We start from the raw sequence: 24,612 nt of genomic DNA, 5'->3' as shown, positions 1-24,612 counted from the left end.
CCCGCCGTCGGGCTTCCTCCCTCTTCCCGTAACCCAAGACTTCAGAATTTAGAGAACAAGAGAGAACAGGGACCATATGTCCAGCGAATCCTCCTTCGGCCTCATGCAGATCGGCCTCGCCACCGCGGAAGACATCCGTGGCTGGTCTTACGGCGAGGTTAAGAAGCCGGAAACCATCAACTACCGCACGCTCAAGCCTGAGAAGGACGGCCTCTTCTGCGAGAAGATCTTCGGCCCGTCCCGCGACTGGGAATGCTACTGCGGTAAGTACAAGCGCGTGCGCTTCAAGGGCATCATCTGCGAGCGTTGTGGCGTTGAAGTCACCCGCGCAAAGGTACGCCGTGAGCGTATGGGCCACATTGAGCTGGCTGCTCCCGTCACGCACATCTGGTACTTCAAGGGTGTCCCGTCCCGTCTGGGCTACCTCCTGGACCTGGCACCCAAGGACCTTGAAAAGGTCATCTACTTCGCGGCCTACATGATTACGAGCGTCGACGCCGACAGCCGTCACGAAGAACTGCCCAACCTCCAGGTTGAGCACGACATCGAGAAGAAGCAGCTGGTCGACAACCGCGACTCCGACATCGCCACGATCGCACGCGACCTCGAAAACGAGATCGCACGCCTGGAGGGTGAAGGCGCCAAGGCTGCCGACAAGAAGAAGGCCCGCGACTCTGCGGACCGTCAGATGGCAAACGTGCGTAAGCGCGCGGATGCCGAGATCGAGCGCCTTGAACAGGTCTGGGACCGCTTCAAGAACCTGAAGGTCGCTGACCTTGAGGGTGACGAAGGCCTGTACCGCGAACTGCGTGACCGCTACGGAATGTACTTCGAAGGCTCCATGGGTGCCGAGGCCATCAAGAAGCGCCTTGAGAACTTCGACATGCAGGCTGAGTCCGATCTTCTGCGCGACATCATTGCCAACGGCAAGGGCCAACGCAAGACCCGTGCCCTCAAGCGGCTGAAGGTTGTCAACGCATTCCTGACCACCAACAACAGCCCTCTCGGCATGGTGCTGGACGCCGTCCCGGTAATCCCGCCGGAACTGCGCCCCATGGTCCAGCTGGACGGTGGCCGCTTCGCGACCTCCGACCTCAACGACCTCTACCGCCGTGTGATCAACCGCAACAACCGGCTCAAGCGCCTGCTTGATCTCGGTGCTCCGGAGATCATCGTCAACAACGAGAAGCGCATGCTTCAGGAAGCCGTTGACAGCCTCTTTGACAACGGCCGCCGTGGCCGTCCGGTCACCGGGCCGGGCAACCGTCCGCTGAAGTCCCTGAGCGACATGCTCAAGGGCAAGCAGGGACGCTTCCGTCAGAACCTTCTCGGCAAGCGCGTCGACTACTCCGGTCGTTCGGTCATCGTGGTGGGACCGCAGCTGAAGCTTCACCAGTGTGGCCTGCCCAAGCAGATGGCCCTGGAGCTGTTCAAGCCGTTCGTGATGAAGCGCCTGGTTGACCTCAACCATGCCCAGAACATCAAGTCGGCCAAGCGCATGGTTGAGCGTTACCGTCCGCAGGTCTGGGATGTTCTCGAAGAGATCATCACAGAACACCCGGTACTGCTGAACCGTGCACCTACCCTGCACCGTCTCGGCATCCAGGCATTTGAACCGCAGCTTGTTGAAGGCAAGGCAATCCAGCTTCACCCGCTGGTTTGTGGCGCCTTCAACGCCGACTTCGACGGCGACCAGATGGCAGTCCACCTGCCGCTGAGCCCCGAAGCCCAGGCTGAGGCACGCATCCTGATGCTTTCCTCGAACAACATCCTGAAGCCGTCTGACGGCCGCCCGGTGACTCTGCCTTCGCAGGATATGATCATCGGCCTGTACCACCTGACCACCAAGCGTGTCGGTTCAGCTGGCGAAGGCCGTATCTTCTCCTCGGTTTCGGAAGCCATCATGGCGTACGATCTCCGCGAGCTGCACCTGAACTCCCAGGTCAAGATCCGGCTTGAGGGCTTTGTCCCTTACACCGGCTGGGAAGCCCCGGAAGGCTGGGAGCCAGGCCAGATTGCACTCGTCCAGACCTCCCTCGGCCAGGTTCTCTTCAACGAGACACTGCCGGCTGACTACCCTTGGGTTGAGGCCGTTGCCGACAAGGGCGAACTGTCCCGGATCGTCAACGACCTCGCAGAGCGCTACCCGAAGGTTGTTACCGCGGCAACGCTGGATAACCTGAAGGACTCCGGTTTCTACTGGGCCACCCGTTCAGGCGTCACCGTTGCAATCTCGGACATCGAGGTACCCAAGGACAAGCCGAAGATCCTCGCCGGTTACGAGACATTGGCTGCCAAGATCCAGGGCCAGTACGACAAGGGCCTGATCGACGACGACGAGCGTCGCCAGGAACTGATCGAGATCTGGAACAAGGCAACCAACGAGATCGCCCAGGCGATGCGTGACAACCTGTCCCCGATGAACACCATCAACCGCATGGTGTCCTCCGGTGCACGTGGTAACTGGATGCAGGTCCGTCAGATCGCGGGTATCCGTGGCCTGGTGGCCAACCCCAAGGGCGAGATCATCCCGCGTCCTATCAAGTCCTCCTACCGCGAGGGCCTGTCGGTGCTGGAATACTTCATCGCCACGCACGGTGCCCGTAAGGGACTGGCTGACACCGCACTGCGTACCGCCAACTCGGGTTACCTGACCCGTCGTCTGGTGGACGTCTCGCAGGACGTCATTGTCCGTGAAGAGGACTGTGGCACCGAGCGCGGCCTGGTCACTGCAATCGCGGTGGCCGACGCCAACGGTGAGCTGATCCTGGATGAGAACGTCGAGAACAGCGCTTACGCCCGTACCCTGGCCGTGGATGTCGTTGACTCCAAGGGCAAGGTCCTGGCAGCCGGCGGAACCGACTGCGGCGACGTCGTCATTGCCGAGCTGTTCGCAGCCGGCATCACCGAGGTCAAGGTCCGCTCCGTACTCACCTGTGAGTCCAGCGTCGGTACCTGTGCACTGTGCTACGGCCGTTCACTGGCCACCGGCAAGACCGTCGACATCGGTGAGGCAGTGGGCATTATCGCCGCACAGTCCATCGGTGAGCCGGGCACTCAGCTGACCATGCGTACGTTCCACACCGGTGGTGCTGTTTCCGCCAGCGGTGGCGAAGACATCACCCAGGGCCTGCCCCGTATCCAGGAGCTTTTCGAAGCCCGTACTCCGAAGGGTGTCGCACCGATTGCTGAAGCAGCCGGCCGCATCGCCATCGAAGAGTCCGAGCGTCAGATGCGCCTGGTCATCACTCCGGATGACGGCAGTGAAGAGATCGCTTACCCGGTCCTGCGCCGTTCACGTCTCCTGATTGAAGACGGCCAGCACGTGACCGTGGGCCAGAAGCTCATCAACGGTCCGGTTGACCCCAAGCAGGTTCTGCGCATCATGGGCCCCCGTGCTGCACAGAAGTTCCTGGTGGACGAAGTGCAGGGCGTTTACCGCAGCCAGGGCATCGGTATCCACGACAAGCATGTTGAGGTCATCGTCCGCCAGATGCTGCGCCGCGTCACTGTCATCGAATCCGGTGAATCCGATCTGCTCCCCGGTGAGCTGGCGGAACGCAGCCGCTTCGAAGATGCCAACCGCCGCGTTGTATCCGAGGGAAAGACTCCGGCTTCCGGACGTCCCGAACTCATGGGTATCACCAAGGCCTCCTTGGCCACCGAGTCCTGGCTGTCCGCAGCTTCCTTCCAGGAAACCACCCGCGTCCTGACGCAGGCGGCCATGGAAGGCAAGAGCGATCCGCTGCTCGGCCTCAAGGAGAACGTCATCATCGGTAAGCTGATCCCGGCCGGCACGGGTCTCCCGCGCTACACCGAGGTCACTGTGGAGCCCACTGAAGAAGCGAAGGCCAATCTGTTCACCGGCCCCAGTGCATTCAGCGACTTCTCGTACGACACCCTGGGCGGCGACGGAGCTCCTGAGTTCCACGCCATCCCGCTGGATGACTACGATCTGGGCAGCGACTTCCGCTAAGCGGTTGTAAAGCATCGCGGGGTCACTTACGGCCCAATCCACCCGATGGATTGGGCTCAAAGTGACCCCGCGTTGCTGTTTAAGGCGTCCGCCGGTGCCGATTAAGGCTTGCGGGCTGTCCATGTTAGACTGAGTACCAATTGTTATTGTGGCAGTGGATGAGTGCGCCGGTTCCAGCTGAAAAGCTGAACCTGAGCGACGTTTCCGGTTTGCAGGGTTCTTGTGCAACGTATGCCACATTTTTGCATGCCTAGGGGCCTTTGAAGACGCAAGTCATCTCATGCCGGAATCATGCGATCCGACTATTAAGGCTTCGCCTCAGCTGCTCTGGAGACTTCTTCAAAGCCCGGGCGGCGGGGCAAAGTAAACAGAGAGCGGCTGGAAGCGGCCGCTCCGGATAAAACGGAGAACACGAGAGTGCCTACGATTAACCAGCTGGTCCGCAAGGGCCGCACGCCTAAGGTCAAAAAGACCAAGGCTCCCGCGCTTAATGGCAGCCCGATGCGCCGCGGTGTCTGCACCCGCGTCTACACCACCACCCCGAAGAAGCCGAACTCGGCTCTGCGTAAGGTTGCACGCGTGCGCCTTAACGGTGGCGTTGAAGTCACTGCCTACATCCCCGGTGTAGGCCACAACCTGCAGGAGCACTCCATTGTGCTCGTTCGCGGCGGTCGCGTGAAGGACCTTCCGGGTGTCCGTTACAAGATCGTCCGTGGCGCCCTCGATACCCAGGGTGTGAAGAACCGTAAGCAGGCCCGTAGCCGCTACGGCGCAAAGATGGAGAAGAAGTAATATGCCTCGCAAGGGTCCGGCCCCTAAGCGGCCGCTCGTACTAGATCCCGTTTACGGCTCCCCGTTGGTCACTCAGCTGATCAACAAGGTTCTGGTTGACGGCAAGAAGTCCACCGCAGAGCGCATCGTTTACGGTGCACTGGAAGGCGCACGCGCCAAGTCCGGCGGCGATCCCGTTGCAGCCCTCAAGAAGGCGATGGAGAACGTCAAGCCTTCGCTCGAGGTCCGCTCACGACGCGTCGGTGGCGCCACCTACCAGGTTCCGGTTGAGGTCAAGCCGGGCCGCTCCACGGCACTCGCCCTTCGCTGGCTGGTCGGCTACTCCAAGGCCCGCCGCGAAAAGACGATGACCGAGCGCCTCCAGAACGAAATCCTGGATGCCTCCAACGGTCTCGGTGCCGCTGTGAAGCGCCGCGAGGACACCCACAAGATGGCCGAGTCCAACAAGGCCTTCGCACACTACCGCTGGTAATACTTCCCGGACGCCGCCGGCTCACTGAGCCGGCGGCGAACGCGTAATCCATCCGAAAGGGAGACACCGTGGCACAGGACGTGCTTACCGACCTTAACAAGGTCCGCAACATCGGCATCATGGCCCACATTGATGCCGGCAAGACCACCACCACCGAGCGCATCCTGTTCTACACAGGTGTGAACCACAAGATCGGCGAAACGCACGACGGCGCTTCGACGACCGACTGGATGGAACAGGAAAAGGAACGCGGCATCACCATCACGTCTGCCGCCGTGACCTGTTTCTGGGACAACAACCAGATCAATATCATTGACACCCCGGGCCACGTTGACTTCACCGTTGAGGTAGAGCGCTCACTGCGCGTCCTCGATGGCGCCGTTGCCGTCTTCGACGGCAAGGAAGGTGTTGAGCCGCAGTCCGAGACCGTTTGGCGCCAGGCTGACAAGTACGACGTTCCGCGTATCTGCTTTGTCAACAAGATGGACAAGCTCGGCGCTGATTTCTACTTCACGGTCGACACCATCATCAGCCGCCTCGGTGCCAAGCCGCTGGTTATCCAGCTGCCCATCGGCTCCGAGAACGACTTCATCGGTGTTGTGGATCTCCTGGAGATGCGCGCACTGGTCTGGCCCGGCGACTCCAAGGGCGACGTCACCATGGGCGCCAAGTACGAGGTCCAGGAGATCCCCGCCGATCTCCAGGCCCAGGCTGAAGAATACCGCGCGAAGCTCGTTGAGACCGTTGCCGAGGCTACGGAAGAGCTCATGGAGAAGTACCTCGAAGGTGAAGAAATCACCGTTGCGGAACTCAAGGCCGGCATCCGCAAGATGACGATCAACTCCGAGCTCTACCCGGTTCTTTGTGGCTCTGCGTTCAAGAACCGCGGTGTGCAGCCGATGCTGGACGCCGTCATCGATTACCTGCCGTCCCCGAATGATGTTCCTCCGATGATCGGTCACGATCCCCGCAACGAGGAAATCGAGCTGACCCGCAAGCCGACCATTGACGAGTCCTTCTCGGCTCTGGCTTTCAAGGTTGCAACGCACCCGTTCTTCGGCCAGCTGACGTTTATCCGGGTTTACTCGGGTCACGTGTCTGCAGGCACCCAGGTGGTTAACACCACCAAGGGCAAGAAGGAGCGCATCGGCAAGCTGTTCCAGATGCATGCCAACAAGGAGATCCCTGTTGACGGCGCTTCAGCCGGACACATCTACGCAGCGATCGGATTGAAGGACACTACTACAGGTGACACCCTGAGTGATTCCAGCAATCAGATTGTGCTCGAGTCCATGACCTTCCCGGAGCCCGTGATCTCGGTGGCCATCGAACCGAACACCAAGGGTGACCAGGAGAAGCTCTCACTGGCTATCCAGAAGCTCTCCGCTGAGGACCCGACCTTCCAAGTCTCCCTCAACGAGGACACCGGCCAGACCATCATCGCCGGCATGGGCGAGCTCCACCTGGACATCCTGGTGGACCGCATGCGCCGCGAATTCAAGGTCGAGGCAAACGTCGGCAAGCCGCAGGTTGCGTACCGCGAAACGATCAAAAAGACCGTTGAGCGTCACGACTACACCCACAAGAAGCAGACCGGTGGTTCGGGTCAGTTCGCAAAGATCCAGATCGCCATTGCGCCGCTTGACACCGCGGACGGCGAGCTGTACGAGTTCGAGAACAAGGTCACCGGTGGCCGTATCCCGCGCGAGTACATCCCGTCTGTTGACCAGGGCATCCAGTCCGCGCTGAACGAGGGCGTATTGGCTGGCTACCCGGTAGTCGGCATCAAGGCCACGCTGATTGACGGCGCGTACCACGATGTTGACTCCTCGGAAATGGCGTTCAAGATTGCCGGGCGTATGGCTTTCAAGGAAGCCGCACGCAAGGCGAACCCTGTCCTGCTCGAACCGCTGATGGATGTAGAGGTCCGCACCCCTGAGGAATACATGGGTGAAGTAATCGGTGACCTCAACTCCCGCCGTGGCCAGATGCAGTCCATGGAAGACGCAGCAGGGGTCAAGGTTATCCGTGCGCACGTTCCGCTGTCCGGCATGTTCGGCTACATCGGCGACCTGCGTTCCAAGACCCAGGGCCGCGCTGTGTACTCCATGACGTTCAACAGCTACGCCGAGGTCCCGAAGGCTTTTGCCGACGAGATCATCCAGAAGAACCGCGGCGAGTAGTCTTTCCGACTTTCGCAGCAAAAAACTCGGGTGCGTTTCCGGATACGGGAATTCATCTGGTGCAGATGGCCGGGCTACGGTCCAGACCGGGTCCCTGCCATCTGCACGAACAGGCTCTAGGCGCTAGTATTAGTTCCTGAATCTGCAATTTCACCAATCCAAAGCCCCCCAAGTAGACTTACTGGAGTTTCTGCCGCGACAAGCGCGGTCGAAGGGTAAGTCATTTGAAAACGTTCTAGGAGGAACCTGTGGCAAAGGCAAAGTTCGAGCGGACTAAGCCGCACGTTAACATCGGTACCATTGGTCACGTTGACCACGGTAAGACGACGTTGACGGCCGCCATTTCCAAGGTGCTGTACGACAAGTACCCGACTCTCAACGAGCAGCGCGACTTCGCGTCTATTGACTCTGCTCCCGAAGAGCGTCAGCGCGGCATTACCATCAACATCTCGCATGTTGAATACCAGACCGAGAAGCGCCACTACGCACACGTAGACGCTCCGGGTCACGCTGACTACATCAAGAACATGATCACCGGTGCTGCACAGATGGACGGTGCAATCCTCGTGGTTGCCGCCACTGACGGCCCGATGGCTCAGACCCGTGAGCACGTTCTGCTCGCCCGCCAGGTTGGCGTTCCCTACCTGCTGGTGGCGCTGAACAAGTCGGACATGGTTGATGACGAAGAGCTGCTGGACCTCGTTGAAATGGAAGTTCGTGAGCTGCTTTCCGCTCAGGGCTTCGATGGCGACGACGCTCCTGTTGTTCGCGTCTCCGGCCTGAAGGCTCTCGAAGGCGACCCGGTTTGGGTCAAGTCCATCGAAGACCTCATGGAAGCAGTTGACGAGAATGTCCCGGACCCGATCCGCGACAAGGACAAGCCGTTCCTGATGCCGATCGAAGACGTCTTCACCATCACCGGTCGTGGCACCGTTGTTACGGGTCGCGCCGAGCGCGGTACCCTCGGCATCAACTCTGAGGTTGAGATCGTCGGCATCCGTCCGGTCCAGAAGACCACCGTCACCGGTATCGAGATGTTCCACAAGCAGCTCGACGAAGCATGGGCCGGCGAGAACTGTGGCCTCCTGCTCCGCGGTCTGAAGCGCGATGACGTAGAGCGTGGCCAGGTTGTCGTCAAGCCGGGTTCCATTACCCCGCACACCGACTTCGAGGCTAACGTCTACATCCTGTCCAAGGACGAAGGCGGGCGTCACAACCCGTTCTACTCCAACTACCGCCCTCAGTTCTACTTCCGCACCACGGATGTTACCGGCGTCATCACCCTGCCTGAGGGCACGGAAATGGTTATGCCTGGCGACAACACCGAAATGACTGTCGCGCTGATCCAGCCGATCGCCATGGAAGAGGGCCTCGGCTTCGCAATCCGCGAAGGCGGCCGCACCGTTGGTTCAGGACGCGTTACCAAGATCATCAAGTAATACTTGCTGATCATGGATCGGTTCGCCGTCTTACGGTGACCGTGAGCTTGGGAACAGCCCCGCTGCTATTGCAGCGGGGCTGTTCTTTGCTATGATTTATCCATTCATTGGATTAATAAGGCGGTCATGCGGATCTCGATAAGCCACCAAAGCGGGAAGGTTTCAAGATGTGGAACGCTGTGGAAACGCTCCTGATACTTGGTGCTGCCTTCCTGTTGGTGGGGATAGGCTACAGAATCGGCCGTTCCAGCGGCCGGAAACAGGCGCAGTCCGTTGCTCAGGATCGATTGTCAGAGGCAGCGGAGGAGCTGCATCAGAACGCATACCGCGCGGGGCATCTCCAAGGCTGGCGTGATGCGTTGGCCTCCAGAGGCGTTGCCGCCCGCAGCGGGACACCGCAGCCGGTAGGGGCCGCTGAGCCCGCCCCCCTTAGGGCGGAAGAGACCCTCCCGGCGCGCGCCGCGTGGAAGGAAGGGTCGGTTGCCAGCGCCGCCACCGACCACGACGCCGCCACCGATTACGGTGCCACCACCAACCACGGCGATCACCCGTGGCTTCCCGTTGCCGGCCCCGTGAGGTTGCCGGCTCCACAACCAGCACCACCTGCGGCCGCGCGCCCGGTCCCGGCACAGGCCGGGATCCTGCCCCGATCGTTTCCGCCGCAGCTCCCGCCGCCGACTCCGGCAGAGCTCGAGGCCGAACAGCAGGCGCACCGCGTGAAGCGGGACCGCCAGAACATCAACGTCACCCTGTACATCGCCAGCCTGCTTCTGGTGGCTGCCGGGGCATTGTTTATCGGCACTAACTTGCCCGTGATCCTGCGTTTCGCGGGTGTCTGTGCCATTACAACTCTTTTCTACGTGGCCGGCTTTGTACTACATGCGAGGGCCCCGCGGCTCAGGCCTGCTGCCGTCGCGTTCGCCGGAACGGGTCTGGCGCTCATCCCTGTCACTGGGCTTGCCATGTTCAACTTTGCCCTCCATAACGGTCCGGTCGCATGGCTGGTGACCTCCTTGGTCGGTACTGCGGCCTACTTGCTTGCAGCCGTCAGGCTGCAAAGCAAGGTTTTGGCATACCTGTCGCTGACATTTGTGATTTCTACGGCGTGGTCCGGTGTTACCGTGCTCGGCGGTGCCCTGGTCTGGTACTTCGTTGTGATGATCGGCGTTGCCGTGCTCCTGACTGCGCTGGCGCTGATGAGTCCGCGGTGGATGCCGCCTGTCTATGTGAAACCACTGATGGACCTGCACCCTTTTGTGGTGCCCATGGTGGCAGTTGCCGTGACGTTGGTGCCGCTGCTGTTGGACAAGGGCGAGTATGCGCTGGTCATGGCCATGTGCGGGTTCTACTTTTCACTGATGGTATTCCTGCCTGCGGGACGGTACAGGCTGCTGAACTTCCTTGCCGCGCGGCTGGCACTTACGGTGGCGGCCGCCGTCGGCATCTGGCATTTCACGGACAGGGGGAGCTACGCCCTCCTTGTCGCGGCTGTTCTGCTGGCCGGGCAGTCTGTGTGGGTTGCCATCACCACGGAACGACTGGAAGCCTGGCTGCCGCCCGCCTCGCACACACCGCCAAACAATTCAGACGCATCAGGGGCGTCAGGGGAGCCTGGGCGGTGGACGGTTGACGCCCTGGTGACATTCGGCGTCCAGTTGTTGGCCACGGTGACGCTGGTGGTCGCAGTCCAGCTCCGGGGCGCTTTCAGCATCGGTGCACTGGACCAGCTCCCGGAGGTGCCGCTGTGGGTACCGGTTTTGCTGGCCCTCGCTACAGGAATGGTGTTGGCGGTAAAGCTCGGGGGAGCGGCCGAATGGGCTCCGGCCGCGGGACTGGCCCTTGCAGGGTTGCTCGGCGAGCGGCTAGGGTACTGGCCGCTGGCCGGCATGCTGGCTCTGGCAGCCGCGTTCTGGACTGTCCGTTCAATTCCTTCAGGCGGACCGCTGCGGCAGCAGTTTGTGCTGGCTGCACGGGTTGCCGTCACACTGGCGGTTCCTGTGACGGTTGCTGCAGCCTGGGGTACGGGATGGCCCCAACAAGCTCCGATTCTGCTGGCGCTGGCGCTGGCGCTTGTGTGCCAGCAGATGGTGACCGCCAGCCTGTTGCTGGCTGGCATGCGCAGCCTTGCCCCGAACATCAGCCTTGCCGTGTTGGCGGCGGGTGGTCTCCTGACGGTTTCCGTCTTGCCCTTCTCGGACACCACCCCCGGTGAAAGTCTGGCTGCAGTGGGGCTGATGGTACAGCTCCCGACGGCCCTCGGCATCGGCTGGCTTCTGTTGCCGCGTTCTGCGGAATCCGCCATGTGGCAACCGTCCGTTCCCGAGGCACTCCCCATCGTGGTGGCCCTCGCCGCCGTGCCGCTGGCCTTCGGTAGTGTTTCCCAGCTCATGGGTAACGTGGCGCTGCTTCTGGTTGCGGTCTATCTGGCTGCCACCGCCCTTCGGCTTCCCGGGCGGCAGCACCGGTGGGCTTACTGGTGGCTTGCCAGGGTTGGCGCCACCGCTCTGGTGCTCACGGCGTTCCGGCAGCTACGCGACGATGCCGGTCCCGTGGTGTTGGGCAACGAGAACCTCCTGCCCTCCACCGTGCTGGTGACGGCCCTTGCTGTGCAGCTGGTGTTGCCTTTGATGGCGGTCCTCCGTGGCCGTGCGCCGCGGTTGGTGATGGCTGACGTGGCCGCTGTGCTGGGCCTGCAACTGGCGGCAACCGGCAGTATCACTGCGGCCAACGCCGAATGGCAGAATACGTTCGCTATTGCTGTTGCGGCCGTGTGTGCCACCGTTGCAGGGTATGTTCTTCGGGATAAGACGTGGACTGCTGCTGTTGCGCCGGCTGCCTTGGCTCTGTTGCTGGCCTTTAGTGACGGGGAGCTGCTCGACGTCGAACTTCTCTTGGGGATTTTCGCCGTTTTCAGTGCGGTGATGGTGGTGGCGGTGCGGCAACGGGTCGCCAAGGGATGGTATTTCGTCGCAGCGCGGGCGTTGATGGCCGCACTGGCCGTTGTGCTCAGCTACGACATCTCGGCATCCGCCACCGCCGTTTCCGTGACCTTCGCTCTGGTGCTGGCCGCCCAGCACCTCATCCGCTGGCTGATGCGCCGGAGGCTTCAGGAAGTACCTTTCCAGCAGGCAGCGGTATGGATCACCCTGGCGGGCCAGATGCTGCTGCCGCTGGGCTACCTCTGGCAGTCCCGTTTTCCGCAGGATCTGCAAGCGGACGAAGGCGGCCGCTGGGTGGTGCTGCTGGAACTGGTCCTGCTTCTGGTTTCCGCTGTTGCGGCCAGCCGGTTCTTTGCCGCCCGTGGCGCCGTCTACCTGGCGGTTTACGCGGCGCTCTTCGGTGTGGTGGCGCTCGGCCCGCTGCTGAGCTTTGGCCCGGGGGAGTCGGGATCCGTTTTCCTTGCTGCACCGGTCCTGAGCGATGACGGCGTGCCGCTGGTGCTGCTGGCCATGTCCCTCGTGGCAGCTACTGCGGGAATCCTGCTGCGGCACCGATCCGTGCGGCTGCGGAACACGCCGCCGGCCACCGTTGAGCAATGGCTCTGGCTAGCAGCCGCAGCTTCCTTCGCGGTGGCCGGATTCGTTATGTCGGCGTCCGCCTCCGACTGGATCGCTGCAGCGGCAGTGCTGGTGTTCGCGGCGGTCTGCTTCACGGCGTCGCATGTTGAGGGCTGGCCGGCCCTCTACCCGTTGGCCGCCACGTCCGTCCTGGTGGGTGCCACCCTTGTTGCAGTGGAGGTGTTCCAGGATGTCCCCGGTGTCTGGGGAGACTATCTGCCAACCTTGGCCGGATGCGGGGTTGCGGCTGCAGGTCTCTACGCGGTCCGGCTGACCCGCAGCGGCCCATTGCTCAACGATCCGTTGAGGCGCTGGTCCCTTGCCGGTGCAGGAGAGCTCGGGTTCGCATTCGCCGCGGTCTCTGGCCTGTGGCACCATGCCACGTCCGGGTCCGGTGCGGCATTGGTGGCGCTGACGGCGGCCATCGGCTACATCGAAGCGCCCGCCAAGGTACGGCGGGTCACCGCTGAGCTCGGTGCCCTTGTCATAACGGTAGCCGTTCAGCGCGCCGTGCTGTTCGTGGACGACGGTTTGTTCGTGCACGATGGCCAGCGCTTCAGTTCCTGGCCTTATGCCGCCGGACCGGACCCGTTCTGGGTCACGCAGTGGTACGTGGTGCTCGCCGCCCTCCTGGCGCTTCTCCGCTTCGGGTCCGGACATGCACTGCCCGGCCGGATCCTCATGTCGGTGGGAGCCGGGCTGCTGTCCCTGAGCGGACTGGGCATAATTTTTGCCGGCAACGGGAGCCAGCAACTCTGGGTGCTGTCGCTGCTGGCCGTGCTGCTGGTGGTTGGTCTGGGCTTGGGCGAGCGCATGTTTGTCTGGTGGGGTGCCGCGGGCGTGGTGGTCTGCATCATGTGGGCTATGCGCCAGTACACGTTCGCGCTCCTGGCGCTGATCGCCGTCGGACTTATCGCCTTTGCGGTGTGGCGGCTTAACCGCAGCAAACCGGATGAGGCACCGGTGGAGGTGCAGCCAACTGTGCAGCCGGAGGAGCCGTCCCGCCGCCCCTGATAGGGTTGCTCCCAACGAGAGGAGCTCATCATGGGATGGCTTATTTTCCTGGTTGTGGCCGTTGCAGTGGTTGCTGGCGTTTTCTGGGCCAAAAAGCATTTCCGTAACGAGATCGACCGCGCCAAGCGCATCAACCGCGCCAACAAGAATCAGCAGTAACTACGGTGCCGGCGGCTCTTCCGCCAGGGCTTTCCGGGCCCGGCTCAGGGCCTGATACCAGTAGAAGGACTTCTTAGGGGTCCGCTCCAGGGTGTCAAAATCCACATGCACCAGGCCGAAGCGCTGCGAATAGCCGGCGGCCCATTCGAAGTTGTCCAGCAGTGTCCAGACGTAGTAACCCAGCAGCTCGACGTCGTGGGCGATCCCGCCCGGGGCAGTGGCCATCAGCGCCTGGCGCAGGTGGCTGGCAATATAGTCGATCCGCTTGGTGTCCGAGATAGGGCCCGAGACATGCTCAGGCTCGGGAAAGCTGGCACCGCTCTCGGTGATGTAGACCGGTGGCAGGGCATCGCCGTAGCGGTCTTTGAGTTCCCGCAACAGTATGCCGATGTGCTCCGGGGCCACGGGCCAGCCAAAGCCCGTGGTGTCGTACTCGGGATAGGCGGCCTGGTGGAACGGGACCCGTGCCATGGCCTCGGCAGGTCCGGACGGGCTTTCGGCCGGTCCCCTTCCAGTGGCTATCTTCACCGGGTAGTAGTAATTCAGCCCGTAGAAGTCCAGAGGCTGATGGATGGTGCGCAGATCGGAGTCGGAAATACGACCCAGTGAACGGAACCACGGCCGGGCGATCAAAGGGGGTTTGGGGTAGTGGCCCAGCAGAATCGGATCCGCGTACACCCGGTTGAGCATCAGGTCGAACACGGTGGCCAGCAGGCGGTCCGTTAATTTGAGGGTTGCCGGGCGGACCGGGGAATGCAGGTTCGTGACCCCGATGGTTCCCTTAACACCCTCCGCCCGCAGGGCCTGAACCGCAAGGCCATGGGCCAGCAGCTGATGGTGCACGGAAGGTAAGGCATCGAACAACAGATCGCGGCCGGGGGCATGGACGCCAAGACCATAGCCGTTAAGGGTGACTGACACGGGTTCGTTGAGCGTGACCCACTGATCAATCCGGTCGCCGAAACGCGCCGCCGCGGCGGCGCTGTAATCGGCGAAGCGTTCCGCGGTGGAGCGGTTCATCCAGCCACCGCTGTGCTCCAGCGGGAGCGGGGTATCCCAGTGGTACAGGGTGGCCATGGGCGAGATGCCGGCTTCGAGCAGCTTATCAATCAGCCGGTCATAGAAGCCCAGGCCCTGCGCGTTGAACGGTCCCCTGCCGTCCGGCTGTATCCGGGGCCAAGACAGCGAAAAGCGGTAGGAGTCCACACCGAGTTCCCGCATCAGGGCAATGTCTTCGGGGTAACGGTTGTAGTGGTCACAGGCCACAGCCGGCGAGTGCCCGTCCATGATACTGCCGGGTTTCTCGGCAAAGGCATCCCACCCGGACGGGCCCTTTCCGTCTGCAGCGGTTGCGCCCTCAATCTGGAAGGCGGCCGATGCGACCCCTAAGGTGAATCCGGGATTGAGGCGGCCGGCGAGCTCCTGCACTGAAACAGCATTCTCCACCCTCATGCCACTATCATCCATTCGACGGTTGCTGAAGGCAATGACGTGACCGGCCGTGATACCGCCAGATTCGCTTCTGTGGACTATTTCCGGCATACTAGATGAGTTGTTCAAGCGCTTCTTCGTGTCCCGATCCGGATAATGCCGGGTGCCAGGGTCCAAGTGGAAGACCAAACATAACCCACTCCCCATGGAACTGCGGATTTGTACGCGTGAAAAGCGCGACACGCCCGACCGCGGGGGCCGGTTACGCCGGCAGGTTGAGGAACCCGGATTTTTCCGGATTCAGCTTGTGCGGCGGGTGGCAGTTCAGACTTCAAATGCTTCGGCAGCCACATGCAACACGCAAGTAAACAGAGCAGCCCTAACCAGAGCGGCACTAACTGAAAGAGAGTCAGGCGACATGGCGGGACAAAAAATCCGCATCCGGCTGAAGTCATATGATCACGAGGTCATTGACGTATCAGCACGGAAGATCGTTGAGACGGTCACGCGTGCAGGCGCAACGGTAGTGGGCCCCGTGCCGCTGCCGACCGAGAAGAACATTTATTGTGTAATCCGCTCTCCTCACAAGTACAAGGACAGCCGCGAGCACTTTGAAATGCGCACGCACAAGCGTCTGATCGACATCATCGACCCCACGCCGAAGGCTGTTGATTCGCTGATGCGTCTCGACCTGCCGGCCGACGTGAACATCGAAATCAAGCTGTAGGGAGGTGCTGAGAAACTATGACCGCAATCCGTAACGTAAAGGGACTGCTGGGCACGAAGCTCGGCATGACCCAGGTCTGGGACGAGAACAACAAGCTCATCCCCGTCACTGTGGTCCAGGCTGACTCGAACGTCATCACTCAGCTGCGTAACGCAGAAGTTGATGGCTATGTCGCAGTCCAGATCGGCTATGGCCAGATCGATCCCCGCAAGGTCACCAAGCCGCTGGCTGGTCACTTTGAAAAGGCAGGCGTCACGCCTCGCCGCCACGTCGTAGAACTGCGCACTGCAGATGCTGATTCTTACGAGCTGGGCCAGGAGCTCTCTGTAGAGCTCTTCGAAGCCGGCCAGAAGATCGACGTTATTGGCACCACCAAGGGCAAGGGCTTCGCCGGTGTTATGAAGCGTCACGGCTTCCACGGCGCTCCTGCCTCGCACGGTGCCCACAAGAACCACCGTAAGCCCGGTTCTATCGGTGGCGCATCCACCCCGAGCCGCGTCTTCAAGGGCATGAAAATGGCCGGCCGCATGGGCGCCGTTCGTCACACCACGCTGAACCTCACGGTTCACGCAGTTGACGTCGAGAAGTCGCTGCTCCTTATCAAGGGTGCCGTCCCCGGCGCCCGCGGCCAGGTCGTACTCGTACGCACCGCCGTGAAGGGAGCCTAGTTCAATGACTAGCACTGTCAAGGTTGACCTGCCCGCAGAGATCTTCGACGTTCAGACCAACGTGCCGCTGCTGCACCAGGTCGTCGTTGCCCAGCTCGCTGCTGCTCGCCAGGGTACCCACAAGACCAAGACCCGCGCCGAGGTTTCCGGTGCAGGTCGCAAGCCGTTCAAGCAGAAGGGCACCGGCCGCGCCCGTCAGGGTTCAATCCGTGCTCCTCACATGACCGGTGGTGGCGTAGTCCACGGTCCCACACCGCGTGACTACAGCCAGCGCACCCCCAAGAAGATGATTGCTGCTGCACTGCGCGGCGCACTCTCTGACCGGGCACGCAACGGACGCATCCACGTTGTTGCTGAACTGGTGGAGGGCACCAAGCCGTCAGTCAAGAACGCGCTGGCAACGCTGCGCGGAGTTTCCGAGCGCAAGAACCTGCTGGTTGTCATCGAGCGCGCCAACGATGTTGCAGCACTTTCCGTGCGCAACCTCGCCGGTGTTCACGTTCTGTACGCAGACCAGCTGAACACCTATGACGTACTCGTCTCTGACGACGTTGTCTTCACCAAGGCTGCCTACGAAGCATTCGTTGCTGACAGGGCAGTAGCAAAGAACGAGGAGGATGCCAAGTGAGTGCAGCCACCATCAAAGACCCGCGCGACGTCGTGCTTGCACCCGTCGTATCGGAAAAAAGCTACGGCCTGATCGATGAGGGAAAGTACACCTTCCTGGTGGACCCCCGCTCGAACAAGACCGAGATCAAGCTGGCCGTGGAGAAAATTTTCTCCGTCAAGGTCGAATCGATCAACACCATCAACCGTGCCGGTAAGCGCAAGCGCACCAAATTCGGATGGGGAACCCGCAAGAACACCAAGCGTGCGATTGTCTCCCTCAAAGAAGGCACTATCGACATCTTCGGCGGTCCGCTCGCGTAGCGGAGACCACTTTAACGAGGAAATAAATTATGGGAATCCGTAAGTACAAGCCGACTACCCCGGGCCGTCGTGGCTCGAGCGTAGCTGACTTCACCGAAATCACGCGTTCGACTCCGGAAAAGTCGTTGGTACGTCCGTTGCCCAAAAAGGGCGGCCGTAACAACACCGGTAAGATCACAACCCGTCACAAGGGCGGTGGGCACAAGCGCGCATACCGTCTGATCGACTTCCGTCGTCACGACAAAGATGGCGTCAACGCCCGCGTTGCCGAGATCGAGTACGATCCGAACCGTACGGCTCGCATCGCCCTCCTGCACTACGTTGATGGCACCAAGCGTTACATCATCGCCCCGAACAAGCTCTCCCAGGGTGACTTCGTGGAGGCAGGTGCCAACGCTGATATCAAGCCTGGCAACAACCTGCCCCTGCGCAACATCCCGGTTGGTACCGTAATCCACGCAGTTGAACTGCGACCGGGTGGCGGCGCCAAGATGGGCCGTTCTGCCGGCGCTTCTGTTCAGCTAGTTGCCAAGGAAGGCCGTTTCGCCCAGCTGCGACTGCCTTCCGGTGAAATCCGAAACGTTGACGTGCGCTGCCGCGCTACTGTCGGCGAGGTCGGCAACGCTGAGCAGTCCAACATCAACTGGGGCAAGGCCGGCCGCATGAGGTGGAAGGGCGTTCGCCCGACCGTCCGTGGTGTCGCCATGAACCCGGTTGACCACCCGCACGGTGGTGGCGAGGGTAAGACGTCCGGTGGACGTCACCCCGTCAACCCGAACGGTAAGCGGGAAGGCCGTACCCGCCGACCCAACAAAGAGAGCGACAAGCTTATTGTTCGTCGCCGTCGTACTGGCAAGAACAAGCGATAGGAGCCTGGACACATGCCACGCAGCCTGAAAAAAGGTCCTTTCGTTGACCAGCACCTCTTTGTTAAGGTAGCCAGGGAAAACGAAAAGGGCACCAAGAACGTCATTAAGACCTGGTCCCGCCGCTCGATGATCATCCCCGACATGCTCGGACACACGATCGCCGTGCACGACGGACGCAAGCACATCCCGGTGTTTGTCACCGAGTCGATGGTCGGGCACAAGCTCGGCGAATTCGCTCCCACGCGGACATTCCGCGGCCATGTTAAGGACGACCGTAAGGGCAAGCGCCGCTAGGCGCCTGCACTTACGTCTTAGACGAGAGAAGGAAAGCAATGGAAGCCAAGGCAATTGCGCGTCATATCCGCGTAACGCCTATGAAGGCCCGGCGCGTCGTCAACCTTGTTCGTGGTAAGCAAGCGAATGAGGCTCTGGCAATTCTGAAGTTTGCCCCACAGGCAGCTTCGGAGCCGGTATTCAAGGTAGTTCAGTCGGCAATCGCCAACGCCCGGTCCCTCGCGGACCGCGACGGTGTTGCGTTTGACGAAAGTGACCTCATCATCAGCGAAATGTATGTTGATGAAGGCCCGACCATGAAGCGGTTCCAGCCGCGTGCCCAGGGTCGTGCATTTCAGATCAAGAAGCGCACCAGCCACATCACTGTGGTAGTCGCTACACCTGAGAAAGAGGAGGCTCGCTAAGTGGGACAGAAAGTTAACCCGCACGGGTTCCGACTCGGCATCACCACCGATCACGTATCGCACTGGTTTGCTGACAGCACCAAGCCGGGCCAGCGATACAAGGACTTCGTCCGCGAAGACATCCGTATCCGCCAACTCATGTCTGTTGGCATGGAACGCGCCGGTATCGCCAAGGTTGAAATCGAGCGCACCCGCGACCGCGTCCGCGTGGATATCCACACGGCACGTCCGGGCATCGTTATCGGCCGCCGCGGCGCAGAAGCAGACCGCATCCGCGGCGAGCTCGAAAAGCTCACCGGCAAGCAGGTTCAGCTGAACATCCTCGAGGTCAAGAACCCCGAGATGGAAGCTCAGCTTGTTGCCCAGGGCGTTGCTGAGCAGCTGACTTCCCGCGTGGCTTTCCGCCGTGCGATGAAGAAGGCCATGCAGTCCGCACAGCGTGCCGGTGCCAAGGGCATCCGAATCGCTTGCTCGGGTCGACTGGGCGGCGCAGAGATGTCCCGCTCGGAGTTCTACCGCGAAGGCCGTGTGCCCCTGCACACCCTCCGTGCGAACATCGACTACGGCTTCTACGAGGCCAAGACCACCTTCGGCCGCATCGGCGTGAAGGTCTGGATCTACAAGGGCGACGTCACAGCCAAGGAACTGGCTCAGCAGGCAGCTGCTGCTCCGTCCCGTGGCCGTGGTGCCAGCGACCGCCCGGGCCGCCCGGGTGGCGCCGCTGGCGCAGACCGCGGTGGAGACCGCCGTCGTCGTAACGACCGTCCGGCCGCCGAAGCAGCACCTGTTGCTGCAGAGGCTCCGGCAGTTGAGGCAGCTGCACCGGCAGTAGAAGGAGGACAGGCTTAAAATGCTTATCCCACGTCGAGTCAAGCACCGTAAGCAGCACCACCCGGGTCGTTCCGGCGCTGCTACGGGCGGCACCAAGGTCTCGTTCGGTGAATACGGCATCCAGGCTCTGAGCCCGGCCTACGTAACCAACCGTCAGATCGAATCTGCACGTATTGCGATGACCCGCCACATCAAGCGTGGCGGCAAGGTCTGGATCAACATCTATCCTGACCGTCCGCTGACGAAGAAGCCGGCCGAAACCCGCATGGGTTCCGGTAAGGGTTCTCCGGAATGGTGGGTCTCAAACGTCAAGCCGGGCCGGGTTCTCTTTGAGATCTCCGGCGTCGAAGAATCGGTAGCACGCGAGGCACTCCGCCTGGCAATCCACAAGCTCCCGTTGAAAGCACGCATTCTGCGTCGCGAAGGTGGTGAATAGAAATGTCAGTAGGGTCTAAGGATCTCGCAACCGTACAGCTGGACGGTTTCGACAACGAGCGTCTCGTAGAGGAGCTCCGCAAGTCCAAGGAAGAGCTGTTCAATCTGCGTTTCCAGTCCGCCACCGGTCAGCTGGAGAACCACGGTCGTCTGCGCGCGGTAAAGAAGGACATCGCACGCATCTACACCGTTCTCCGTGAGCGCGAGCTGGGCATTCGTGCCGAGGTTGCCGCACCGGTTGTGGAAGCCAAGGTAGAAAAGAAGTCCAGGAAGTCTGACGCCAAGAAGGCTGAAAAGCCGGCCGAGGCAGAGACTGAGGAGGACTCCAAGTGAGTGAAAAGGACGAGAACGTGACGGAAACTGTTTCCGCTGCAGCTGTTGCTGACGAGCGCGGTTACCGTAAGACGAAGCGCGGCTACGTAGTCTCGGACAAGATGGAAAAGACCATCGTTGTCCAGGTTGAGGACCGCGTCAAGCACGCTCTGTACGGCAAGGTCATCCGCCGCAACACGAAGATCAAGGCCCACGACGAAGAGAACAGCGCCGGCATCGGCGACCTCGTTCTCCTCGCCGAGACCCGGCCGCTGTCCGCTACCAAGCGGTGGCGTCTGGTCGAGATCCTCGAAAAGGCCAAGTAGCACGTACAGCTTCGCTGTCCGGAAGCCCCCGTTCCCTTTGGGAGCGGGGGCTTCCGCGTTTCGGTTTGATGAGCACACCGTGCTAGGATATTGAGTTTGTATGGCGCCGTTCGTGCGCCGTCATTAAACCTCGTAAACAATCGTGCCACGGCATAGTGCCCCCTCGCGTCAATGTGCGCCTGGGAAGCAAATGTTTTCGGCACGGGCGTTTAGGCCTGGTCTGGCAAAATCCAGGCAGGTCAAGAGACACCCCGATCAACCGTTCCGCAAGGCTCATTCCGTAGGAAGATTTTCGGTCTGAGAACCAGCGCGACGCAAGGAGTAAATAGTGATTCAGCAGGAGTCGCGACTCAAGGTCGCCGACAACACGGGTGCTAAGGAAATCCTTACCATTCGTGTTCTCGGTGGATCTGGCCGTCGTTACGCAGGCATTGGCGACGTCATCGTCGCTACCGTCAAGGATGCAATCCCGGGCGGCAACGTAAAGAAGGGCGATGTAGTCAAGGCTGTCATCGTCCGTACCAAGAAGGAACGCCGCCGTGCGGATGGTTCCTATATCAAGTTTGACGAGAACGCAGCTGTGATCCTGAAGGCTGACGGTGACCCCCGCGGTACCCGCATCTTCGGACCGGTTGGTCGTGAACTTCGTGACAAGAAGTTCATGAAGATCGTTTCTCTGGCTCCGGAGGTGCTTTAGTCCATGGCTAAGATCAAAAAGGGTGACCTGGTTCAGGTCATCACTGGCGCCAAGGCTGAGCGCGGCGGCGACCGTGGCAAGCAGGGCAAGGTTCTGCGCGTATTCCCGGAGACCAACCGTTTGTTGGTTGAAGGTATTAACCGCGTAACCAAGCACACGAAGGTCGGTCAGTCGCAGCGCGGCACCAAGACCGGTGGCATCGAGGTCGTTGAGGCATCGGTCCACATCTCCAACGTGGCTCTGGTTGACCCGTCCACCAAGAAGCCCACCCGCGTCGGTTTCCGCACCGAGACCGTTGAGCGCGATGGCGTGAAGCGTGACGTGCGTGTCCGCGTGGCCAAGAGCTCAGGGAAGGACATCTAATGACTGAGACTCTCGAGACTCCGGCAAGCAAGATCGTTCCTCGTCTGAAGACCAAGTACGCGGATTCCATCAAGACCTCACTTGTCGAGGAATTCAAGTACCAGAACGTTAACCAGGTTCCCCGTCTGGTCAAGGTTGTTGTGAACATGGGTGTTGGAGATGCCGCCAAGGACTCCAAGCTGATCGACGGCGCTGTCCGCGATCTGACCCTGATCACCGGCCAGAAGCCGCAGGTAACCAAGGCCCGTAAGTCGATCGCACAGTTCAAGCTGCGCGAAGGCATGCCCATCGGTGCACACGCAACCCTGCGTGGAGACCGCATGTGGGAATTCGTGGACCGTCTGGTCACGCTGGCTCTGCCGCGTATCCGTGACTTCCGCGGACTCAGTGGCAAGCAGTTTGATGGCAACGGCAACTACACCTTCGGTCTGACCGAGCAGGTTATGTTCCACGAGATCGACCAGGATTCCATCGACCGCGTTCGCGGCATGGACATCACGGTTGTCACCACTGCCAAGACCGATGACGAAGGCCGCGCGCTGCTCAAGGCGCTTGGTTTCCCGTTCAAGACCGAAGCTTAAACTAGCTACGTAAAAGGTCCGGCGGTGCAGCTTCCCAGGAAGCGCGTACCGCGGAAACCGTTATGAGGAAGGGCAAGAGCCCACATGACAATGACAGATCCTGTCGCAGACATGCTTACGCGTCTGCGCAACGCCAACTCGGCATACCACGATTCCGTGTCTATGCCGTACAGCAAGCTCAAGGCACGCGTTGCCGACATCCTGAAGGCTGAAGGTTACATTGCCTCCTGGAAAGAAGAAGACGCAGAGGTTGGCAAGAAGCTGACCCTCGAGCTCAAATTCGGTCCGAACCGCGAGCGTTCAATCGCTGGCGTTCGCCGTATTTCCAAGCCGGGACTGCGCGTTTACGCAAAGTCCACCAACCTGCCGCACGTGCTCGGTGGCCTGGGTGTCGCAATCCTGTCCACCTCTTCCGGTCTGTTGACCGACAAGCAAGCCGGCAAGAAGGGCGTGGGTGGGGAAGTCCTCGCCTACGTCTGGTAACGGGAAAGGTAGAGAAAAATGTCACGTATTGGACGTCTCCCCATCACCGTTCCTGCCGGCGTCGAGGTCAAGGTTGACGGCTCTGTCGTCAGCGTCAAGGGCACCAAAGGCGAGCTGAACCACACTGTGGCCAGCCCGATCGAGGTTTCCCTGGAAGAAGGCACCCTGACCGTCGCCCGCCCGAACGATGAGCGCGCCTCCCGTTCACTCCACGGCCTGACCCGCACACTGATCGCCAACATGATCCAGGGTGTTACTCAGGGCTACGAGAAGAAGCTTGAAATCGTCGGTACTGGTTACCGCGTTCAGGCCAAGGGATCCGACCTTGAGTTCGCTCTCGGCTACAGCCACCCGGTAAATGTCTCCGCACCGGTCGGCATCACCTTTGCAGTTGAGACCCCGACCAAGCTCTCTGTTTCAGGTATCAACAAGCAGCAGGTCGGCGAGGTTGCTGCCAACATTCGCAAGCTGCGCAAGCCGGACCCCTATAAGGGCAAGGGCATTCGCTACGCCGGCGAAGTCATCCGCCGCAAGGTCGGAAAGGCTGGTAAGTAACCATGGCCATCGCAATTAACAAGAAGCGTACGAACAAGAGCAAGTCGGCTGCACGCAGCCGTCGCCAGCTTCGTATCCGCAAGCGCGTCTCCGGAACGGCTGCACGTCCTCGTCTGGTCGTCAACCGCTCCGCACGCCACGTATTCGTCCAGGTTGTCGACGACACCAAGGGCGTGACCGTAGCGAGCGCGTCCACATTGGAAGCCGACCTTCGTGCATTCGACGGAGACAAGACTGCCAAGGCCAAGCGCGTTGGCGAGCTCGTTGCCGAGCGTGCGAAGGCTGCCGGCGTCGAAGCTGTTGTCTTCGACCGTGGTGGTAACAAGTACCACGGCCGGATCGCCGCCGTCGCTGATGGCGCACGTGAAGGTGGGCTGTCACTGTGACGGAAGCAAACAAGGAAAAGGACACTGTGTCTGCTGAAGAGAAGGCGCCTGAAGCTGTAGCTGCCGGGGCAACTGAGACCACTGCGCCCGCAGCCGCCGATGACCGCCGTGGTGGCGCTCGTCGCGGCGAGCGTGGCGACAAGGGCCAGGGCCGCGGAGACCGTGGTGGCCGTGGCGGCCGCGATGGTGGCCGTGAAGCCGAGAAGAGCCAGTTCGTAGAGCGCGTCGTTACCATCAACCGTGTTTCCAAGGTCGTCAAGGGTGGTCGTCGCTTCAGCTTCACCGCGCTCGTCGTCGTCGGTGACGGCAACGGTATGGTCGGCGTTGGCTACGGCAAGGCAAAGGAAGTTCCTGCCGCAATCGCGAAGGGCGTTGAAGAAGCCAAGAAGTCCTTCTTCCGCGTACCCCGCATCGGCAGCACCATTCCCCACCGTGTCCAGGGCGAGGCCGCTGCGGGCGTTGTAATGCTGCGTCCGGCTTCCCCGGGTACCGGTGTTATCGCCGGTGGTCCGGTCCGCGCCGTTTTGGAGTGCGTGGGTATCCACGACATCCTCTCCAAATCGCTGGGCTCCTCCAACGCCATCAACGTCGTTCATGCGACCGTTGATGCGCTGAAGCGCCTCGAAGAGCCGGCAGCTGTGGCAGCACGCCGCGGCCTGCCGCTGGACGAGGTTGCCCCGCCGGCAATGGTGCGCGCACTTCTTAACCAGAAGGCAGGTGCCTGAGTC

26 protein-coding genes are annotated in these 24,612 nt (G+C 61.1%); 25 read left to right on the top strand and 1 reads right to left on the bottom strand.

Going from position 1 to position 24,612, the window contains the following annotated elements:
* The first annotated feature begins 76 nt into the window (after nucleotides 1-76).
* The 7 genes from ACQCST_RS15375 to ACQCST_RS15345 all read left to right on the top strand — a co-directional run bounded on the left by ACQCST_RS15375 (nucleotide 77) and on the right by ACQCST_RS15345 (nucleotide 13,592).
* Nucleotides 77-3,976, top strand: coding sequence for a DNA-directed RNA polymerase subunit beta' (locus ACQCST_RS15375; protein WP_426996601.1), 3,900 nt, complete (start codon nucleotides 77-79; stop codon nucleotides 3,974-3,976).
* Between the two features lie 417 nt (nucleotides 3,977-4,393).
* Complete coding sequence (gene rpsL / locus ACQCST_RS15370; protein WP_011692814.1) at nucleotides 4,394-4,768, top strand: 30S ribosomal protein S12; 375 nt, start codon at nucleotides 4,394-4,396, stop codon at nucleotides 4,766-4,768.
* A gap of 1 nt (nucleotide 4,769) precedes the next feature.
* Nucleotides 4,770-5,240, top strand: a complete 471-nt coding sequence (gene rpsG, locus ACQCST_RS15365) for a 30S ribosomal protein S7 (protein ID WP_011692813.1) — start codon at nucleotides 4,770-4,772, stop codon at nucleotides 5,238-5,240.
* A 68-nt stretch (nucleotides 5,241-5,308) separates the two neighbouring features.
* Nucleotides 5,309-7,423 carry an elongation factor G gene (fusA, locus tag ACQCST_RS15360; RefSeq protein ID WP_426996600.1) on the top strand — a complete coding sequence of 705 codons (2,115 nt, stop codon included), beginning with the start codon at nucleotides 5,309-5,311 and terminating at the stop codon, nucleotides 7,421-7,423.
* 248 nt (nucleotides 7,424-7,671) lie between these two features.
* Nucleotides 7,672-8,862, top strand: a complete 1,191-nt coding sequence (gene tuf / locus ACQCST_RS15355; protein WP_160673126.1) for an elongation factor Tu — start codon at nucleotides 7,672-7,674, stop codon at nucleotides 8,860-8,862.
* 287 nt (nucleotides 8,863-9,149) lie between these two features.
* Nucleotides 9,150-13,433 carry a hypothetical protein gene (locus tag ACQCST_RS15350; protein WP_426996599.1) on the top strand — a complete coding sequence of 1,428 codons (4,284 nt, stop codon included), beginning with the start codon at nucleotides 9,150-9,152 and terminating at the stop codon, nucleotides 13,431-13,433.
* A gap of 30 nt (nucleotides 13,434-13,463) precedes the next feature.
* A complete protein-coding gene (locus ACQCST_RS15345) occupies nucleotides 13,464-13,592 on the top strand; it encodes a hypothetical protein (protein ID WP_426996598.1) in 129 nt (42 codons plus the stop codon).
* Here ACQCST_RS15345 and ACQCST_RS15340 read toward each other — a convergent pair whose 3' ends face one another.
* On the bottom strand, nucleotides 13,593-15,044 hold the full coding sequence (locus tag ACQCST_RS15340; protein WP_426996597.1) for a GH1 family beta-glucosidase: 1,452 nt from the start codon (nucleotides 15,042-15,044) through the stop codon (nucleotides 13,593-13,595).
* 397 nt (nucleotides 15,045-15,441) lie between these two features.
* Here ACQCST_RS15340 and rpsJ point away from each other — a divergent pair, with 397 nt between their 5' ends.
* The 18 genes from rpsJ (at nucleotide 15,442) to rpsE (ending at nucleotide 24,609) form a co-directional block, all read left to right on the top strand.
* Nucleotides 15,442-15,750 carry a 30S ribosomal protein S10 gene (gene rpsJ, locus ACQCST_RS15335; RefSeq protein ID WP_038464699.1) on the top strand — a complete coding sequence of 103 codons (309 nt, stop codon included), beginning with the start codon at nucleotides 15,442-15,444 and terminating at the stop codon, nucleotides 15,748-15,750.
* A gap of 17 nt (nucleotides 15,751-15,767) precedes the next feature.
* Nucleotides 15,768-16,418: a 50S ribosomal protein L3 gene (rplC, locus tag ACQCST_RS15330; protein WP_426996596.1), complete on the top strand. Its 651-nt coding sequence runs from the start codon at nucleotides 15,768-15,770 to the stop codon at nucleotides 16,416-16,418.
* Nucleotides 16,419-16,422: 4 nt separating this feature from the next.
* Nucleotides 16,423-17,046, top strand: coding sequence for a 50S ribosomal protein L4 (gene rplD, locus ACQCST_RS15325; protein WP_056344389.1), 624 nt, complete (start codon nucleotides 16,423-16,425; stop codon nucleotides 17,044-17,046).
* The gene (gene rplW, locus ACQCST_RS15320; protein WP_283538868.1) at nucleotides 17,043-17,348 is read left to right on the top strand and encodes a 50S ribosomal protein L23; all 306 of its coding nucleotides are present in this window, start codon (nucleotides 17,043-17,045) and stop codon (nucleotides 17,346-17,348) included. Before rplD ends, rplW begins: the two co-directional genes overlap by 4 nt.
* Nucleotides 17,349-17,377: 29 nt before the next feature.
* On the top strand, nucleotides 17,378-18,217 hold the full coding sequence (gene rplB / locus ACQCST_RS15315; RefSeq protein ID WP_426996595.1) for a 50S ribosomal protein L2: 840 nt from the start codon (nucleotides 17,378-17,380) through the stop codon (nucleotides 18,215-18,217).
* 12 nt (nucleotides 18,218-18,229) lie between these two features.
* Nucleotides 18,230-18,511 carry a 30S ribosomal protein S19 gene (gene rpsS / locus ACQCST_RS15310; protein ID WP_003803803.1) on the top strand — a complete coding sequence of 94 codons (282 nt, stop codon included), beginning with the start codon at nucleotides 18,230-18,232 and terminating at the stop codon, nucleotides 18,509-18,511.
* A gap of 38 nt (nucleotides 18,512-18,549) precedes the next feature.
* Nucleotides 18,550-18,915: a 50S ribosomal protein L22 gene (gene rplV / locus ACQCST_RS15305; RefSeq protein WP_426996594.1), complete on the top strand. Its 366-nt coding sequence runs from the start codon at nucleotides 18,550-18,552 to the stop codon at nucleotides 18,913-18,915.
* Nucleotides 18,916-19,764, top strand: coding sequence for a 30S ribosomal protein S3 (gene rpsC / locus ACQCST_RS15300; protein ID WP_426996593.1), 849 nt, complete (start codon nucleotides 18,916-18,918; stop codon nucleotides 19,762-19,764).
* Between the two features lies 1 nt (nucleotide 19,765).
* Nucleotides 19,766-20,182, top strand: a complete 417-nt coding sequence (gene rplP / locus ACQCST_RS15295; protein WP_056626634.1) for a 50S ribosomal protein L16 — start codon at nucleotides 19,766-19,768, stop codon at nucleotides 20,180-20,182.
* 2 nt (nucleotides 20,183-20,184) lie between these two features.
* Nucleotides 20,185-20,514: a 50S ribosomal protein L29 gene (gene rpmC, locus ACQCST_RS15290; RefSeq protein ID WP_426996592.1), complete on the top strand. Its 330-nt coding sequence runs from the start codon at nucleotides 20,185-20,187 to the stop codon at nucleotides 20,512-20,514.
* A complete protein-coding gene (gene rpsQ / locus ACQCST_RS15285) occupies nucleotides 20,511-20,819 on the top strand; it encodes a 30S ribosomal protein S17 (RefSeq protein ID WP_426996591.1) in 309 nt (102 codons plus the stop codon). The genes rpmC and rpsQ overlap by 4 nt, the downstream gene beginning before the upstream one ends.
* A gap of 328 nt (nucleotides 20,820-21,147) precedes the next feature.
* A complete protein-coding gene (gene rplN, locus ACQCST_RS15280; RefSeq protein WP_024366126.1) occupies nucleotides 21,148-21,516 on the top strand; it encodes a 50S ribosomal protein L14 in 369 nt (122 codons plus the stop codon).
* Nucleotides 21,517-21,519: 3 nt separating this feature from the next.
* Complete coding sequence (gene rplX, locus ACQCST_RS15275; protein ID WP_426996590.1) at nucleotides 21,520-21,879, top strand: 50S ribosomal protein L24; 360 nt, start codon at nucleotides 21,520-21,522, stop codon at nucleotides 21,877-21,879.
* The gene (gene rplE, locus ACQCST_RS15270; protein ID WP_426996589.1) at nucleotides 21,879-22,460 is read left to right on the top strand and encodes a 50S ribosomal protein L5; all 582 of its coding nucleotides are present in this window, start codon (nucleotides 21,879-21,881) and stop codon (nucleotides 22,458-22,460) included. The genes rplX and rplE overlap by 1 nt, the downstream gene beginning before the upstream one ends.
* A gap of 84 nt (nucleotides 22,461-22,544) precedes the next feature.
* A complete protein-coding gene (gene rpsH / locus ACQCST_RS15265) occupies nucleotides 22,545-22,943 on the top strand; it encodes a 30S ribosomal protein S8 (protein WP_056425243.1) in 399 nt (132 codons plus the stop codon).
* An 18-nt stretch (nucleotides 22,944-22,961) separates the two neighbouring features.
* Entirely contained in the window at nucleotides 22,962-23,498 is a 537-nt protein-coding gene (gene rplF, locus ACQCST_RS15260; RefSeq protein WP_426996588.1) for a 50S ribosomal protein L6, read from the top strand.
* Between the two features lie 2 nt (nucleotides 23,499-23,500).
* Complete coding sequence (gene rplR, locus ACQCST_RS15255) at nucleotides 23,501-23,884, top strand: 50S ribosomal protein L18 (RefSeq protein WP_426996587.1); 384 nt, start codon at nucleotides 23,501-23,503, stop codon at nucleotides 23,882-23,884.
* Nucleotides 23,881-24,609 carry a 30S ribosomal protein S5 gene (gene rpsE, locus ACQCST_RS15250; protein ID WP_426996586.1) on the top strand — a complete coding sequence of 243 codons (729 nt, stop codon included), beginning with the start codon at nucleotides 23,881-23,883 and terminating at the stop codon, nucleotides 24,607-24,609. Before rplR ends, rpsE begins: the two co-directional genes overlap by 4 nt.
* Nucleotides 24,610-24,612: the final 3 nt, after the last annotated feature.

It is taken from the genome of Pseudarthrobacter sp. N5 (genome assembly GCF_050157035.1).
Taxonomy (GTDB): Bacteria; Actinomycetota; Actinomycetes; order Actinomycetales; family Micrococcaceae; genus Arthrobacter.
This window is presented reverse-complemented; position numbering and strand designations above follow the sequence as displayed.